Below are 14,493 nucleotides of genomic sequence, written 5' to 3' on the forward strand. Positions count from 1 at the left end.
CTCACCACATACGCAGCCGAGCCGCGCATCCCGTACGGGGTGCGCGGCTCGGCTGCGTTGTGCGTCTGCGTCTGTGCGGGGCCTACGGCTGGTGCGTGCCGCGGTTGGCCTCCTGCTGCCCGCCGTCCCCGGTGAGCGCGCCGGCCAGCTCGCCGAGCCGCTCGTACGAGGCGGTGCCGGTGACCACGGTGGTGTAGGTCCCCTTGCCGTTCTTCCGCGGCTCCTCGCGCACGAGCGCGTCGTACTTCGCGCCCTTCCAGCGGGTCCACTCCTCGCCCCCGACGTCCTGCGTACGGGAGGTCTTCGCGGCGCCGTGCGTGACGTCCTCGACGAACTTGTCCGGCCGTCCCAGGTCGGTCTGCTCGACGGAGGCGTACTGGTCGCCCGGTGCCAGGAAGCCCAGGTGCCAGGCGGCGCCGTTCTCGCCGTCGCCCTCGTACTTCACGGACGTCGCGCGCCATTCCTTGGACAGCCCCTGCGGCGCGGCCACCGGATAGGGCGCCGCGCGCCGGGCCGAGTCCAGCTCCACCCGGTAGGAGACGCGCTTCACCGCCGGTTCCGCACTGCCCTCGTGCGGCACGAACAGGTAGATCACCCAGGCGGCGAGGAGGATCACCGCCAGCGAGATCACCATGTCCCGCACCGTCTGCTTGCCACGCTGCTTGTCTGCTGCCACCGGACCATGGTCCCGCATGCCCGCGCAGGTACAGGCCACGGGTCCCGGAACGAACGGAACGTGCTCATCCGTAGGGCGGTCTGCTCAGTCTTGCGGTAACTCGGTAGAGTTCAAGGCACCCTCAGTAGCCCGGCCGCCACCGAGCCCGCAGCCGAGCCAGCAGAAAGGTGCGTTCCCGATGCCCGAACACCACCACCTCCCGTCCCAGCTCGAGGTCGCCCCCGAGGCACCGGACCGCAACCTCGCCCTGGAGCTCGTCCGGGTCACCGAGGCCGGCGCGCTGGCCTCCGGCCGCTGGGTCGGCCGGGGCGACAAGAACGGCGCCGACGGTGCCGCGGTGAAGGCGATGCGCACGCTGGTCTCGACCGTCTCGATGAACGGCGTCGTCGTCATCGGCGAGGGCGAGAAGGACGAGGCGCCGATGCTCTACAACGGCGAGCGGGTCGGCGACGCCACCGGCGCCGAGTGCGATGTCGCCGTGGACCCGATCGACGGCACCACGCTGACCGCCAAGGGCATGTCCAACGCGGTCTCCGTGCTGGCCGTCGCCGAGCGCGGCGCGATGTTCGACCCGAGCGCCGTCTTCTACATGGAGAAGCTGGTGACCGGCCCGGAGGCGGCCGAGTTCGTGGACATCACGGCGCCGCCCGCGGTGAACGTACGCCGTATCGCCAAGGCCAAGGGCTGTGCGCCCGCCGACGTGACCGTCGTGGTGCTCGACCGGCCGCGGCACGAGGGCATCACCAAGGAACTGCGCGAGGCGGGCGCCCGCATCAAGTTCATCGCGGACGGCGACGTCGCCGGCGCGATCATGGCGGTACGCGAGGGCACCGGCGTCGACATGCTGCTGGGCATCGGCGGCACGCCCGAGGGCATCATCACCGCCTGCGCCATAAAGTGCCTCGGCGGCACGATCCAGGGGCGGCTGTGGCCGAAGGACGACGCGGAGCGGCAGCAGGCCCTCGACGCGGGCCACGACCTGGACCGCGTGCTGCAGACCGAGGACCTCGTCGGCGGCGAGAACGTCTTCTTCGTCGCGACCGGCATCACCGACGGCGACCTGCTGCGCGGTGTGCACTACCGCGGCGAGCGCGCCTACACCGAATCACTGGTGATGCGGTCGAAGTCGGGCACGATCCGCAAGATCGAGTCGACCCACAGGCTGTCCAAGCTCCGCGCCTACAGCGCGATCGACTTCGACAACGCCCGCTGAGAAACCGCCTGTTGACGCCCGGGCCGCGGCCGCGCGACCCGGGACCACCGCCGAACCGGCACCGCGGTACGGGCTCACCGCGGCGTCGGCTCGCCCAGCCGGACGTCGAGCGCGTACACCCTCGTGCGCTGGGTGCGGTGGTTCGCGTTGTTGTCGGAGAGCAGGTACAGCGGGCGCCGCCCCCGGTGGTCTCCCCCGGTGAACTCCTCGCCCAGCGCCATCCCCTCGACGTTGTCCAGCAGCGGGTTCAGCGCCTGCTGCTGGCCGGGGAACCGCCGGCCGCCCGCGGGACAGTCCGCCAGATCGACCAGCAGCCGGACAGCCTTGTGCTTCTCCTTCACATAGCTGTCCGGCAGTTCGTCGTGGAGGCTTTCCCGCCCCTGGATGTCCGGGGCCCCGCGCAACGACAACTCGTAGACGCGGATGACGTTTCCCGTGCCGTCCATGTAGCCGCGCTCCAGGGCGAGCAGCCGGTCGCGGCCGAGCGCGACGAGCTCCACGAGGTTCAGCCCCGCGTCGGCCTGGTACGCGAACTGGCCGTCCTTGGCATAGCCGTTCCGCCCTTCGTCCCGGTAGCGCTGGATGCGCACGAGACCCATGCCCTGTCTGTCCCCGTCGCTCGCGAGGGGCGCCTCCATCCCCGCGAAGAGGGTCTTGCCGTCCTCCGTCGCCGTCAACGACTCCAGCGTGCGCCCCTGCTGGCCGTGCCCCTCCGGCGTCGGCGCGTCCTTGAACTCGTCCGGCACCGGGACCTCGGGGGTGTCGCGTTCCTTTCCGTCCATCCCGAACGCGCGGATGACAGGGCCGTCTTCGGAGGCGATGAGCACGGTGTCCTTGCCCACGACGGTCAGGCCCTCGCCGTCCAGGCCGCCGCCGAGCGCGCTGCCGTCCTTGTCCTTCAGCGACACCAGCTCCGGCTCGCCGACCGAGAGACGGTCGGTGCTGCTGCGCAACGGCACCTTGAAGAACCTGGCCGGCTCGTCGTCCGGCAGCATCAGCGCCCGCCCCTTCGAGGCGAAGGTGAGCCCGGACAGCTGGTCGGTCCTCTGCTCCTGGATCTGGCTCACCGCCGTGGAGTTGGCGTCCAGCCGCTCGGAGACGCCGACCAGCGCGGCCCGCCCGTTCCCTCCGCAGGGTCCCGCCGACCGTTCCCGTGGCTTGTCGTCCGCCACGGACGCCGTCCCTCCGGTGGGTACCGACCGCTCCCACCACGCCCCGGCCGCCCCGGCACCGGCGGCCACCATCGCCAGCACCGCTCCCGCGACGGCCCGCCGGCGGCGGTTCCAGTACGGCAGCGGGCTGCCGGGGCCGGCGGCGCCGGGCTCGGGGCCGCACTGTACGAACGGCAGGTCGCCGACGCCGTTCTGGTCCTGGCGCTGCGGCTCCGGCTTGCCCTGGGCCACGAGGGCCCTTCTGACCTCGTCGAAAACCTGATTCAGGGTCAGCAGCCCGCGCTGCTCCCGGCCGGCCACGCCCTCCGTGAGGACCTTGACGAACTCGCCGGTGAACGCGGTGAATTCCTTCCCGCGCAGCGCCACGGACCGTCTGTCCTGCGCGGACGAGGTCATCACGTACGACCCCTCGATGCCGATCATGCTCGCGGTGAGGGCCGCGCCGGCGGACATCCGCTCCAGCACCTGGCCGCTGTAGCAGCAGTCGAGGATCAGCACCCGGCGCTTGACGGAGTCCCTGACGTCGCCGAGGACGCGGCGCAGCGTCTCGTACGGCAGCGCCGAATCGGTGTGCCCCGGCGTCGAGTCGGGGAACGTCAGATAGAGCTGGTCGTCGTGGAAGTCGAGCAGGCCGTGGCCCGCGTAGTAGACGAGGAGGGTGTCCTGGGCCCGCCGGGCGGCGGCCCGGATCGGGTCGGCCACGTCGCGCCCGCGGCGCGGATTGCGCACCACCCACTGGTGTTTCGCCGGCACGCCCCAGACAGCGGGGTCGGCCAGTGCCTCCTCCAGCGCCGTGAGGTTCCGCGGTACGGACCGCAGCCGGGGCAGGTCCTCGTAGTCGTCGACGCCGATCAGCACGCAGGCCGAGCGGGCGGGATCCATCCGCCGCCCCTGCGCCGCGGACGCGGCCTCCCCCTTCGACGCGGCCTCCCCCGTCATGACGCCTCGCCGCCCTCGCGGAGCGGTTCGCCGCCCTCGCGGAGCGGTTCGCCGTCCCCGGGAGGCGGTTCGCCGTTCGCGCGGAGTGCTTCCAGGGCCCGCCGTACGGTGTGCTCGTCGTCGAGGTCCGCGCCGGTCAGGGTGATCCGGAGGCCGTCACGCTCGAACGTCACGGAGGAGCGCGCTCCGTGGCCCTGGCGCCAGGTGACGAGAGCGAGGGCGAGCGCGGCCAGTTCGGCCGAGGTGCCGACGGCGAACTGGACGATCTCGAAGACGCCGCCCATCTCGTCGTCCCCGGGAGCGGGTCCGGTCTCGTCCACCGCGATACCGGCGGCGGCGAGTTCCGGCCGTCTCCTGAGCAGCCACCTGCGCAGCGACCGCAGTTCGAGACCGCTCTGCGGCCCGTTCACGGACATCTCGAAGTTCATCCGCACCCCCGTGGATGTGATGGGCGTCTCCTCGGACACTTCCTACACAATCCACCGGCGGGGCGGAGGAGTTCTCCCGGTAATACCCCGTGCGGGGACCCGGCCGGCACGGGCTGGCCGGGTCCGGTCCGGGGTCAGGCGATGCGGGTCTCCGGGCGCACGGCCTCGGCCGTCGCCTCCCTGCGGCGCCTGCGGGAGGAGACCACTCTGCGCTCGGCCGCCGTCAGCCCGCCCCACACGCCGTACGGCTCGGGCATCACCAGGGCGTGCTCCCGGCACTCGGCCATGACGGGGCAGCCGGCACACACCCGCTTCGCGGCCTGTTCGCGGGAGAGACGGTCCGCGGTGGGCTCCTTGGAGGGCGCGAAGAAGAGTCCCGCCTCGTCGCGGCGGCACGCCGCCTCCGAGTGCCAGGGACCCGCGTGTTCGCCGCGTGGTGGCCTTCGCTGCGCGGGAACGGCAGCGGCGGCCTGCAGGGTCTGATGCGGCGGTTGCAGCACGGTCCACTCCTGACGAGACGACGGTGATTCACCTGTTCAACCGCCCCTTTGCGCACCGCAGTTCGCGCAGCTGCCGTACACGGGACGATGACCGAGCCCTACCCGCTGTGCGTGCCGGTATGCATACCGTGGCCCGTACCGCCGTTACCGCAGCGTGAACTTCCTCCCCGGGGTCCGCCCGGGATTCGCCCCGACCGCGCTGAAAGTCCGCCCGGAGGGTCCGGAGATCCGTACCGGTCACAGCTCCTTGCGGAGCCGGTGGCGGACCTCGTTCCCCAGGTCGCGGAGCAGCTTGCCGCTCTTCGGCTTGGCGTCGACGCCGCCGAACACCGCGGCGCCCTGCACCAGCACGACCGGCGCGTTCGGGTCGTCGGACTCGGTCGTCCGTACGTCGAAGCCGCCGAAGATCCCGGCGCCCTTCTGCTGCAGCGTGACGTTCTCCGGGACCCTGATGTGCACGCCGCCGAAGACCGCCGTCACGTTGATGTGCACGTGCTGGTGCTCGAAGACCGCCTCGGACAGGTCGATCTCGACTCCGCCGAAGACCGCCGTCGCGTTGATCTTCCGCGGTACGCGCCAGCGGCCCCTGCGCACCGAGCCGCTGAAGATCGCGACGAGGTTCTCCTTCGGGCCGCCCGCGGCGGGCACCGGGGCCGGCGCGGCCCGCCGGACGGCCGCCGCCGGGGCCGTGGGCGCGGGCAGATCCCGCACCAGCGGCTGGAGTTCGCCGACGGTCTTCGCCGCGTAGACCCCGTCGATCCGCTCCGAGTGCTCGGCGGCATCGATCCTGCCCTCCGCCAGAGCCTCGCGGAGGATGTCCGCGACCCGGTCGCGGTCCGCGTCGGACGCGCGCACGGACGCCTCGGCCGGGGCCTTCCGAGCGTCGGCGGGAACGTCCGCGGCGGGCTTCTTTTCCAGCGGGGAGTCAGTCACGTGGACAGCGTACCCAGACGCGATAGATCGCGACGAGGGTTCGTACGAGGAAGAAGGCCCGTTCGCACGGAGAGTTCACACAGGGAGATCGCACGGGGAGTTCACACAGAGAAGGAGCCGGCCCCCGGTGTCCCGGGAGCCGGCTCCAACAGCCGTGCGGCGCTGCTCAGATGACGCCCTGCGAGATCATCGCGTCCGCGACGAGCTCGAAGCCGGCGATGTTCGCGCCGGTCACGTAATCGCCCGGCCGTCCGTAGCGCTCGGCGGTGTCGTGGCAGGTGTCGTGGATGTGCCGCATGATCTCCGCGAGCCGCTCCTCGGTGTGCTCGAACGTCCACGAGTCCCGCGAGGCGTTCTGCTGCATCTCCAGCGCGCTGGTCGCGACGCCGCCCGCGTTGGCGGCCTTGCCGGGCCCGAAGGCCACCCCGGCCTCGCGGAACACCCGTACGCCCTCCGGGGTGGTGGGCATGTTGGCGCCCTCGGCCACCGCCTTGACGCCGTTGCCGACCAGGCTGCGGGCGTCGGCCTCGCTCAGCTCGTTCTGCGTCGCGCAGGGCAGCGCCACATCGCAGGGCACGTCCCAGACGGAGCCGTCCTCGACGAACCGGACGTGGCTGCCGCGGCGTTCGGCGTACTCGCTGATCCGGCCGCGCTCGACCTCCTTGATCTGCTGGAGCAGTTCGACGTCGAGGCCCTTCTCGTCGACCACATAGCCGCCGGAGTCGGAGCAGGTGACGACGGTCGCGCCGAGCTGCTGCGCCTTCTGGGCCGCGTAGATGGCGACATTGCCGGAGCCGGACACGGCGATCCGCTGCCCGTCCAGGCTCTCGCCGCGGGTACGCAGCATCTCGCCGGCGAACAGCACGCAGCCGTACCCCGTCGCCTCGGTGCGGGCCTGGGCGCCGCCCCAGGTCAGGCCCTTGCCGGTGAGGACGCCCGACTCGTACCTGTTGGTGATCCGCTTGTACTGGCCGAAGAGGTAGCCGATCTCGCGGCCGCCGACGCCGATGTCACCGGCCGGCACGTCGGTGTACTCGCCGAGGTGCCGGTACAGCTCGGTCATGAAGGACTGGCAGAACCGCATGACCTCGGCGTCCGAGCGGTTCTTCGGGTCGAAGTCGCTGCCGCCCTTGCCGCCGCCGATGGGCATGCCGGTGAGGGCGTTCTTGAAGATCTGCTCGAAGCCGAGGAACTTCACGATGCCGACGTTCACCGAGGGGTGGAAGCGCAGGCCGCCCTTGTACGGGCCGAGCGCGCTGTTGAACTCCACCCGGAAACCCCGGTTGACCTGCACCTCACCGGAGTCGTCGACCCACGGGACGCGGAAGATCAACTGCCGTTCCGGCTCGCATATACGGGTGACGACCTTGGCGTCGATGAACTCGGGACGGCGAGCGAACACCGGCGACAGGGTCTCCAGCACCTCACGGACCGCCTGGTGGAACTCGGTCTCGCCCGGGTTGCGCCGCAGCACCTCGTCGAACAGCGGGCCGAGGGCGTTGTGGTGGGCTTCCTGCGGGGCTCGGCGGTCCGGGAACGGCATCTGAACACTCTCCTTCGGGTGCGCGACACTCTGCGGAGACCGGCGCTGCGGCACCGCAGGACCGCAGCGTACGTGACCGTCTCGTTCCGTTTGCGGCTGCGTGCTGCGCGTCACAGCGGGCCCGGCGGCGGGCAGGCGGGCAGGGCAGGGGGCTGTGCGGAGAGCTGAGGGCAACCTCACGGATCCACGGGGCCCGGCGGGTTCTACGCTGTGAGTCGCGCTCATCGCCGAGCGCCGTCAACGACGCAACGCCGTCAGGCACACGCCCTGTGCGCGAGCCGTACGCGAGAGGAAGAGACCCGCATGTCTGCCGGAAGCCGCCCGTCCCACGCCGAGTTCGAGTACACGGATCTGCTCCCCACGGGGGCCGACCCCACCCCGTACCGACTCGTGACCAGCGAGGGTGTGAGCACCTTCGAGGCGGACGGCCGGACCTTCCTGAAGGTCGACCCGGAGGCGCTGCGGAAGCTCGCCGCCGAGGCCATGCACGACATCTCGCACTACCTGCGCCCCGAGCACCTCGCCCAGCTGCGGCGCATCCTGGACGACCCGGAGGCCAGCGCGAACGACCGGTTCGTGGCGCTGGACCTGCTGAAGAACGCCAACATCGCGGCGGCCGGCGTGCTGCCGATGTGCCAGGACACCGGTACGGCGATCGTGATGGGCAAGCGCGGGCAGCAGGTGCTGACGGCCGGCGGTGACGAGGAGTCCCTGTCGCGCGGCATCTACGACGCGTACACGGAGCTCAATCTGCGCTACTCGCAGATGGCCCCGCTGACCATGTGGGACGAGAAGAACACCGGCACCAACCTGCCCGCGCAGGTGGAGCTGTACGCGACGGACGGCGAGGCGTACAAGTTCCTCTTCATGGCGAAGGGCGGCGGCAGCGCCAACAAGTCCTTCCTCTTCCAGGAGACGAAGGCGGTCCTCAACGAGGGCTCGATGATGAAGTTCCTGGAGGAGAAGATCCGTTCGCTGGGTACGGCGGCCTGCCCGCCGTACCACCTGGCGATCGTCGTCGGCGGTACGAGCGCCGAGTACGCGATGAAGACCGCCAAGTACGCCTCCGCGCACTACCTGGACGAGCTGCCCACAGAGGGCTCCCCCTCCGGGCACGGCTTCCGGGACACGGAGCTGGAGCAGCAGGTCTTCGAGCTGACCCAGAAGATCGGCATCGGCGCGCAGTTCGGCGGCAAGTACTTCTGCCACGACGTGCGCGTGGTGCGGCTCCCCCGGCACGGCGCGTCCTGCCCGGTCGCCATCGCGGTGTCCTGCTCGGCGGACCGGCAGGCCAAGGCGAAGATCACCGCCGAGGGCGTGTTCCTGGAGCAGCTGGAGAAGGACCCGGCGCGGTTCCTCCCGGAGACCACCGACGAGAAGCTGACCGAGGGCGCGGGCGCCGACCTGGACGCCGTGAAGATCGACCTCGGCCGGCCGATGGACGAGATCCTCGCGGAGCTGTCCCGGCACCCGGTCAAGACGCGGCTCTCGCTCACCGGCACGCTCGTCGTCGCGCGCGACATCGCGCACGCGAAGATCAAGGAGCGGCTGGACGCGGGCGAGGAGATGCCGCAGTACCTGAAGGACCACCCGGTCTACTACGCGGGCCCCGCCAAGACCCCCGACGGCTACCCCTCCGGCTCCTTCGGCCCGACCACGGCCGGCCGGATGGACGCGTACGTCGAGCAGTTCCAGGCGGCCGGCGGCTCCAAGGTGATGCTCGCGAAGGGCAACCGCAGCAAGCAGGTCGTCGACGCGTGTGCCGCGCACGGCGGCTTCTACCTCGGCTCGATCGGCGGCCCGGCCGCGCGGCTCGCCCAGGACTGCATCAAGAAGGTGGAGGTCCTGGAGTACGAGGAGCTGGGCATGGAGGCGGTCTGGCGCATCGAGGTCGAGGACTTCCCGGCGTTCATCGTCATGGACGACAAGGGCAACGACTTCTTCGCCGATCCGGCGCCTGAGCAGACGTTCGTTTCGTCGATTCCTGTGCGGCAGGGCAGCTGACGCTGCGGCTCTGCGCGTGACACGGCGCCCCCGGTACGGAGTGTGTGCTCCGTACCGGGGGCGCCTGCGTGGGGTGCGTGGGTGCGTCGCCTGCGCGGCCGGCGGTCCGGTGTGCCCGCCCGTTCCGCCCCTTGGGCGGACCAGCCGCCCACACCTCTCTTAGTTACTCGGGAACGACAGGTTCACGTTGCTGGGCTGGGCCGACTTGGGCCAGCGGGTGGTGACTGCCTTGGTGCGGGTGAAGAAGTGGATGCCCTCCGGGCCGTAGGCGTGGGTGTCGCCGAAGAGGGAGTCCTTCCAGCCGCCGAAGGAGTAGTACGAAACCGGCACCGGGATGGGCACGTTGACGCCCACCATGCCGACCTCGACCTCTTCCGTGTACGTGCGGGCCGCGCCGCCGTCGCGGGTGAAGACGGCCGTGCCGTTGCCGTACGGGTTGGCGTTGACGAGGTCGATCGCCGCCTGCGCGTCGGGGACGCGGAGGACGGAGAGGACCGGGCCGAAGATCTCGTCCGTGTAGATCGACATGTCGGTGGTGACGTTGTCGAAGAGGGTCGGGCCGAGCCAGAAGCCGTTCTGGCCACCGTCGACGCTCAAGTCGCGGCCGTCCACGGCCAGTTCGGCACCGGAGGCGATCCCCGCGTCCACGTACGAGGCGACCTTGTCCCGGTGCGCGGCGGTGACCAGCGGGCCCATCTCGCTGTCGGGCTGCGAGCCGTCGCCGACCTTGAGGGAGGACATCCGCTCGCGGATCTTCGCGACGAGCTCGTCGGCCACCGGCTCGACGGCGACCAGCGCGGACACCGCCATGCAGCGTTCGCCGGCCGAGCCGAAGCCCGCGGAGACGGCGGCGTCGGCGGCCTGGTCGAGGTCGGCGTCGGGGAGGACGACCATGTGGTTCTTGGCGCCGCCGAGTGCCTGGACGCGCTTGCCGTGCCGGGTGCCCGTCTCGTACACGTAGCGGGCGATGGGCGTCGAGCCGACGAAGGAGACGGCCTTCACATCGGAGTGCTCCAGCAGCGCGTCGACGGATTCCTTGTCGCCGTGCACGACGTTGAACACGCCGTCGGGCAGGCCCGCTTCGGCCCACAGTTCGGCCATGAAGTTCGCGGCCGACGGGTCCTTCTCGCTCGGCTTCAGCACGACCGTGTTGCCGCAGGCGATGGCGTTCGGCACGAACCACAGCGGCACCATGGCCGGGAAGTTGAACGGCGAGATGACGCCGACGACGCCCACCGGCTGCTGAAGTGAGTGCACGTCCACGGCAGTCGAGGCGTTCGCGGAGAAGCCGCCCTTGAGCAGCTGCGGCACGCCGCACGCGAACTCGACGTTCTCCAGGCCGCGCTGGACCTCGCCCGCCGCGTCCGACAGCACCTTGCCGTGCTCGCGCGAGACGATCTCGGTCAGCTCGTCCTTGCGGGAGTTGAGCAGCTCACGGAAGGCGAACAGCACGTTGGTGCGCTTGGACAGGGACGCGCGGCGCCAGTCGCGCAGCGCCGTACGGGCCGCGGCGACCGCGGCGTCGATCTCGGCCGCGCCGCCGAGGTCGACCCGTCCGGTGACGGCGCCGGTGGCGGGGTTGAACACGTCGCCGGTACGGGCGGGCACCGGGCCGTCGTACGGCTTGCCGCCGATGTGGTGGGTGATGCGGTGGGGCGCGGTCATGCGGTGAACTCCTTGTCCACGTCGGCGAGTACGTCGGCGAGGATGCCGAGCGCCTCTTCGGTCTCGTCTGCGGTGAGGGTCATGGGCGGGGCGAGCCGCAGCACGTTCCCGTACAGGCCGCCCTTGCCGATCAGCAGGCCGCGCTCCTTGGCCGCCTCCAGGACGGCGGTCGCGGCGGCGGGGCTGGGCTCGGTGCTGCCCGGCACGACGAGTTCGACGGCGGCCATCAGGCCCTTGCCGCGGACGTCGCCGACGATCGCGTGCCGCTCGCCGGCCTCGCGCAGCCCGGCGAGCAGCCGGGTACCGCGGGCCTGCGCGTTGCCCTGGAGGTCGTGGTCGAGGAGATAGTCGAGCGCTGCGGTGGCGCCGGCTGTGGAGAGCGGGTTGCCGCCGAAGGTGGAGATGGAGTTGGCGCCGAGGCAGTCCATCAGGTCGCCGCGGGCGACGACGCCGCCGATGGCGAGGCCGTTGCCGAGGCCCTTGGCGAAGGTCATCGCGTCCGGGGTGACGCCGTGCGCGCCGATGCCCCAGAAGTGCTCGCCGGTACGGCCCCAGCCGGTCTGCACCTCGTCGGAGATCAGCAGGATGCCGTACTCGTCGAGGACTTCCTTGAACGCGGCGAACAGCCCGTCCGGCGGCAGCGCGAACCCGCCGACGCCCTGCACCGGTTCGACGATCATCGCGGCGACGTCGCCGGAGGTGGTCGTCTCGATGACCTCGCGGAGGTCGGCGACGCAGGCGTCGATGTACGCCTGGTCGCTGAGGTCCCGGAAGGGGCTGCGGTAGCGGTAACCGCCGTGCACATAGCTGGTGTTGAGCGGGCTGAGCGCGGACGCGGACCAGCCGCGGTTGCCGGTGATGCCCATCGTGGCGAAGGCGCGCCCGTGGTACGAGTTCCGCAGCGCGAGGATCTGGTGACTGCGGCGCTGCTGGGTGGCGAGCAGCAGCGCGGTCTCGTTGGCCTCGGTACCGGAGCTGGTGAAGAAGACCTTCGCGTCCGGGATGCCGGACAGCCTGGCGATCCGCTCGGCGAGCTCCACCTGCTGCCGGATCAGATAGAGCGTGGAGGTGTGCAGGATGCCGGTGTCCACCTGGCGGCGGACGGCGTCGGAGATCTCCGCGACGTCGTAGCCGATGGCGTTGGTGAGGATGCCGGCGAAGAAGTCGAGGTAGCTGCGGCCCTCGCCGTCGGTGACGCGGCGGCCCTCGCCGCTCGCGATCTCGATCGGCTCCTCGTAGTACGTGGCGAGCCACGCGGGGAGGACGGCGCGGTGCCTCGTCAGGAGGTCGTCGTCAGTCATGCGTCGAGCGTTGCAGGGCGGTGCGGGGGGTCACACCGACAGTGTGTTGCGGTTCCGGGCTTTGGCCGGACAGAGTGTCCGCATGGTCGTGGGCAGCTGGTCCGCCCTCGGGGGCGGAACGGGTGGGCACGACCGGGCGCGGCCCGGGCACTCGCGCAACCCCGCACGGAACGGGGCCCGGGGCGGAGCCCCGAAAGAAACGGGTAGGGGCGGGTCCGGGGCCAAGCCCCTCACCGGGGCGCGAGCGTTGCGTGCGGGGTGCGAACCCTGCGCGGGTGCGGTCCGGTGTGCCCACCCGTCCCGCCCCTTGGGCGGACCAGCTGCCCACACCTCCTCGGAGAGATTCATGCCGACCGACGTTCTCGCTCTGCCCAGTCTCGCTGACATCCTCGCGCTGCCGGACCTGCGCGCCGGCAACCCGCGCGTGCTGACGGGCCGGGCCGCGCTGGGCCGGACCGTGCGCTGGGTGCACGTCGCCGAGATCGCGGACATCGCGGAGCTGCTGAGCGGCGGGGAGCTCGTGCTGACGACCGGTATCGCGCTGTCCGACGATCCGGACGGACTCGCCGCGTACGTACGGGATCTGGCGGAGGTGGGCGCTGCGGGTCTCGTCGTCGAGCTGATCCGCCGCTGGACGGAGGGGCCGCCCGCGGCGCTCGTGGAGGCGGCGGAGGCGCACGGGCTGCCGCTGGTGGTGCTGGGCGACGAGATCCGGTTCGCCGCCGTGACGGAGGCCGTCAGCGGTCTCATCCGGGACGCGCAGCTGGCCGAGATCCGCGCGGCGGAGCAGATCCACGAGGTGTTCACGGAGCTGACCGTGGCGGGCGCCGGGCACGCCGAGGTGCTGCGCGAGGTGGTGCGGACGGCCGGGCTGCCCGTGGTGCTGGAGACCCTGGCGCACGACGTGCTCGCGTACGACACGGCGGGCGGGCCCGCCGCGGAGCTGCTCGACGGGTGGCGGGCCCGGTCCGGCGCGGTGCGGGTGCCGGACGGCGGCCGTACGGGCTGGGACCCGGAACAGGGCGCGCTGGTCACCGTCGTGGGGGCGCGGGGCGACGACTGGGGGCGGCTGGTGCTGCTCTCCCCGGAGCCGCCGGCCCACCGGCACGTGGTCACGGCGGAACGGGCCGCCTCCGCGCTGGCCGTGGGGCGGCTCGTGTCCCGGGACCGGGACACCCTCGAACGCCAGGCGCACCGCACCCTGCTGACCGAGCTCGGCGCGGGCCCGGAGCCCGGCGGGGTCCGCCCCGACGGGGGCCCGGCGCCGCGCCGGGACGCACAGCAGCCCGAACTGACCGCGCGGGCCTCGGCGTTGGGCGTCGATCTGGAGCGCGGCACGCTCGTCGGGCTCGCGGTGCGCCCCTGTACGGGGGTCGGCGACGCGCCGGCGCTGGCGACGCAGCAGCTGCTGCGGGACCTGGCGGAGGCCACGATCGCCGCTACCCGCAGGGCCGGACACCCGGCGCTGGTGGCCGCGTTGGACGACACGACGGTGCAGGCGCTTGTCACCCTCGATCCGGACGCCGACCCGGACCGGGTCTGCGACGCGCTCGCGGACCGTATCCGGCGGTCCGCTTCCGGCGGTGAACCGGCGCCGCTGCCGGTGGTCGTGGCGTGCGGCAGCCCGGCCCGTACGCCCGGGGCCGCGCGCCGTACGCTCGCCGAGGCCGTGCAGGTCGCCGAGGCCACGGCCGCCTCGGGTACGGAGGGGGCGCCGCTGTCCGGGTGCGCCCGGCTGGCGGACACGCGGCTGACGGGGCTGCTGCTCCTGCTGCGCGACGACCCGCGGCTGGCCGCCTTCGTACAGCGCGAACTGGCCCCGCTGCTCCGGCGCGTCGAGCAGGGCGAGCGGGAGGGTCCGCAGCTGCTCGCCCTGCTGCGGCTGCACTGCGACAGTGGCGGCAACAAGTCGGCGGGCGCCGCGGCGGCGCACCTGTCGCGTACGGCGTACTACGAGCGGCTGGCACGCCTGGAGCGGATCCTCGGCGTCCCCCTGGACGATCCGCGGTCGCTGCTGTCGCTGCATGTGGCGCTGCTGGCGTACGACGCGCCCGGCGCGGCACAGCAGGAATGAGCGGTGCCCGGCGGACGCTGTCCCGAAAAGGAGGTGCCATCAACC

At 71.8% G+C, this 14,493-nt stretch carries 11 protein-coding genes; 3 read left to right on the plus strand and 8 right to left on the minus strand.

Annotated features, from left to right (window positions below; translation table 11 throughout):
• Window positions 1-82 precede the first annotated feature (82 nt).
• Window positions 83-694: a DUF4245 domain-containing protein gene (locus AC3AGO_RS13650; protein ID WP_487820453.1), complete on the minus strand. Its 612-nt coding sequence runs from the start codon at window positions 692-694 to the stop codon at window positions 83-85.
• A gap of 160 nt (window positions 695-854) precedes the next feature.
• Between AC3AGO_RS13650 and glpX the strand changes: the two genes are divergently transcribed.
• Window positions 855-1,889, plus strand: a complete 1,035-nt coding sequence (glpX, locus tag AC3AGO_RS13655) for a class II fructose-bisphosphatase (RefSeq protein ID WP_487820454.1) — start codon at window positions 855-857, stop codon at window positions 1,887-1,889.
• Between the two features lie 74 nt (window positions 1,890-1,963).
• On the opposite strand, the gene AC3AGO_RS13660 is transcribed toward glpX, so the two are convergent.
• The 5 genes from AC3AGO_RS13660 to gdhA all read right to left on the minus strand — a co-directional run bounded on the left by AC3AGO_RS13660 (window position 1,964) and on the right by gdhA (window position 7,404).
• A complete protein-coding gene (locus tag AC3AGO_RS13660; protein ID WP_487820455.1) occupies window positions 1,964-4,000 on the minus strand; it encodes a caspase, EACC1-associated type in 2,037 nt (678 codons plus the stop codon).
• The gene (locus AC3AGO_RS13665; protein WP_487820456.1) at window positions 3,997-4,467 is read right to left on the minus strand and encodes an effector-associated constant component EACC1; all 471 of its coding nucleotides are present in this window, start codon (window positions 4,465-4,467) and stop codon (window positions 3,997-3,999) included. Before AC3AGO_RS13665 ends, AC3AGO_RS13660 begins: the two co-directional genes overlap by 4 nt.
• 95 nt (window positions 4,468-4,562) lie before the next feature.
• Window positions 4,563-4,928 (minus strand): WhiB family transcriptional regulator, encoded by a 366-nt coding sequence (locus tag AC3AGO_RS13670; RefSeq protein WP_487820457.1) that lies wholly within the window; start codon window positions 4,926-4,928, stop codon window positions 4,563-4,565.
• A 237-nt stretch (window positions 4,929-5,165) separates the two neighbouring features.
• Window positions 5,166-5,861, minus strand: a complete 696-nt coding sequence (locus tag AC3AGO_RS13675; RefSeq protein ID WP_487820458.1) for a DUF1707 SHOCT-like domain-containing protein — start codon at window positions 5,859-5,861, stop codon at window positions 5,166-5,168.
• A 166-nt stretch (window positions 5,862-6,027) separates the two neighbouring features.
• Window positions 6,028-7,404, minus strand: a complete 1,377-nt coding sequence (gdhA, locus tag AC3AGO_RS13680) for an NADP-specific glutamate dehydrogenase (protein WP_487820459.1) — start codon at window positions 7,402-7,404, stop codon at window positions 6,028-6,030.
• Window positions 7,405-7,707: 303 nt separating this feature from the next.
• On the opposite strand from gdhA, the gene AC3AGO_RS13685 reads away from it, so the two are divergent.
• A complete protein-coding gene (locus AC3AGO_RS13685) occupies window positions 7,708-9,408 on the plus strand; it encodes a fumarate hydratase (protein WP_487820460.1) in 1,701 nt (566 codons plus the stop codon).
• Between the two features lie 159 nt (window positions 9,409-9,567).
• On the opposite strand, the gene AC3AGO_RS13690 is transcribed toward AC3AGO_RS13685, so the two are convergent.
• Window positions 9,568-11,073, minus strand: coding sequence for a CoA-acylating methylmalonate-semialdehyde dehydrogenase (locus tag AC3AGO_RS13690; protein WP_487820461.1), 1,506 nt, complete (start codon window positions 11,071-11,073; stop codon window positions 9,568-9,570).
• Window positions 11,070-12,374 carry an aspartate aminotransferase family protein gene (locus AC3AGO_RS13695; RefSeq protein ID WP_487820462.1) on the minus strand — a complete coding sequence of 435 codons (1,305 nt, stop codon included), beginning with the start codon at window positions 12,372-12,374 and terminating at the stop codon, window positions 11,070-11,072. Before AC3AGO_RS13695 ends, AC3AGO_RS13690 begins: the two co-directional genes overlap by 4 nt.
• Before the next feature lie 346 nt (window positions 12,375-12,720).
• Between AC3AGO_RS13695 and AC3AGO_RS13700 the strand changes: the two genes are divergently transcribed.
• On the plus strand, window positions 12,721-14,448 hold the full coding sequence (locus AC3AGO_RS13700) for a PucR family transcriptional regulator (RefSeq protein ID WP_487820463.1): 1,728 nt from the start codon (window positions 12,721-12,723) through the stop codon (window positions 14,446-14,448).
• Window positions 14,449-14,493 lie beyond the last annotated feature (45 nt).

Source organism: Streptomyces sp. BL1, from assembly GCF_057628045.1.

Excerpts from the sequence above, each read along its gene's own strand:
- gdhA (WP_487820459.1), bottom strand. The coding sequence starts at position 7,404 with ATGCCGTTCCCGGACCGCCGAGCCCCGCAGGAAGCCCACCACAACGCC.
- AC3AGO_RS13685 (WP_487820460.1), top strand. The coding sequence starts at position 7,708 with ATGTCTGCCGGAAGCCGCCCGTCCCACGCCGAGTTCGAGTACACGGAT.
- AC3AGO_RS13695 (WP_487820462.1), bottom strand. The coding sequence starts at position 12,374 with ATGACTGACGACGACCTCCTGACGAGGCACCGCGCCGTCCTCCCCGCG.
- AC3AGO_RS13690 (WP_487820461.1), bottom strand. The coding sequence starts at position 11,073 with ATGACCGCGCCCCACCGCATCACCCACCACATCGGCGGCAAGCCGTAC.
- AC3AGO_RS13650 (WP_487820453.1), bottom strand. The coding sequence starts at position 694 with ATGCGGGACCATGGTCCGGTGGCAGCAGACAAGCAGCGTGGCAAGCAG.
- AC3AGO_RS13660 (WP_487820455.1), bottom strand. The coding sequence starts at position 4,000 with ATGACGGGGGAGGCCGCGTCGAAGGGGGAGGCCGCGTCCGCGGCGCAG.
- AC3AGO_RS13700 (WP_487820463.1), top strand. The coding sequence starts at position 12,721 with ATGCCGACCGACGTTCTCGCTCTGCCCAGTCTCGCTGACATCCTCGCG.
- glpX (WP_487820454.1), top strand. The coding sequence starts at position 855 with ATGCCCGAACACCACCACCTCCCGTCCCAGCTCGAGGTCGCCCCCGAG.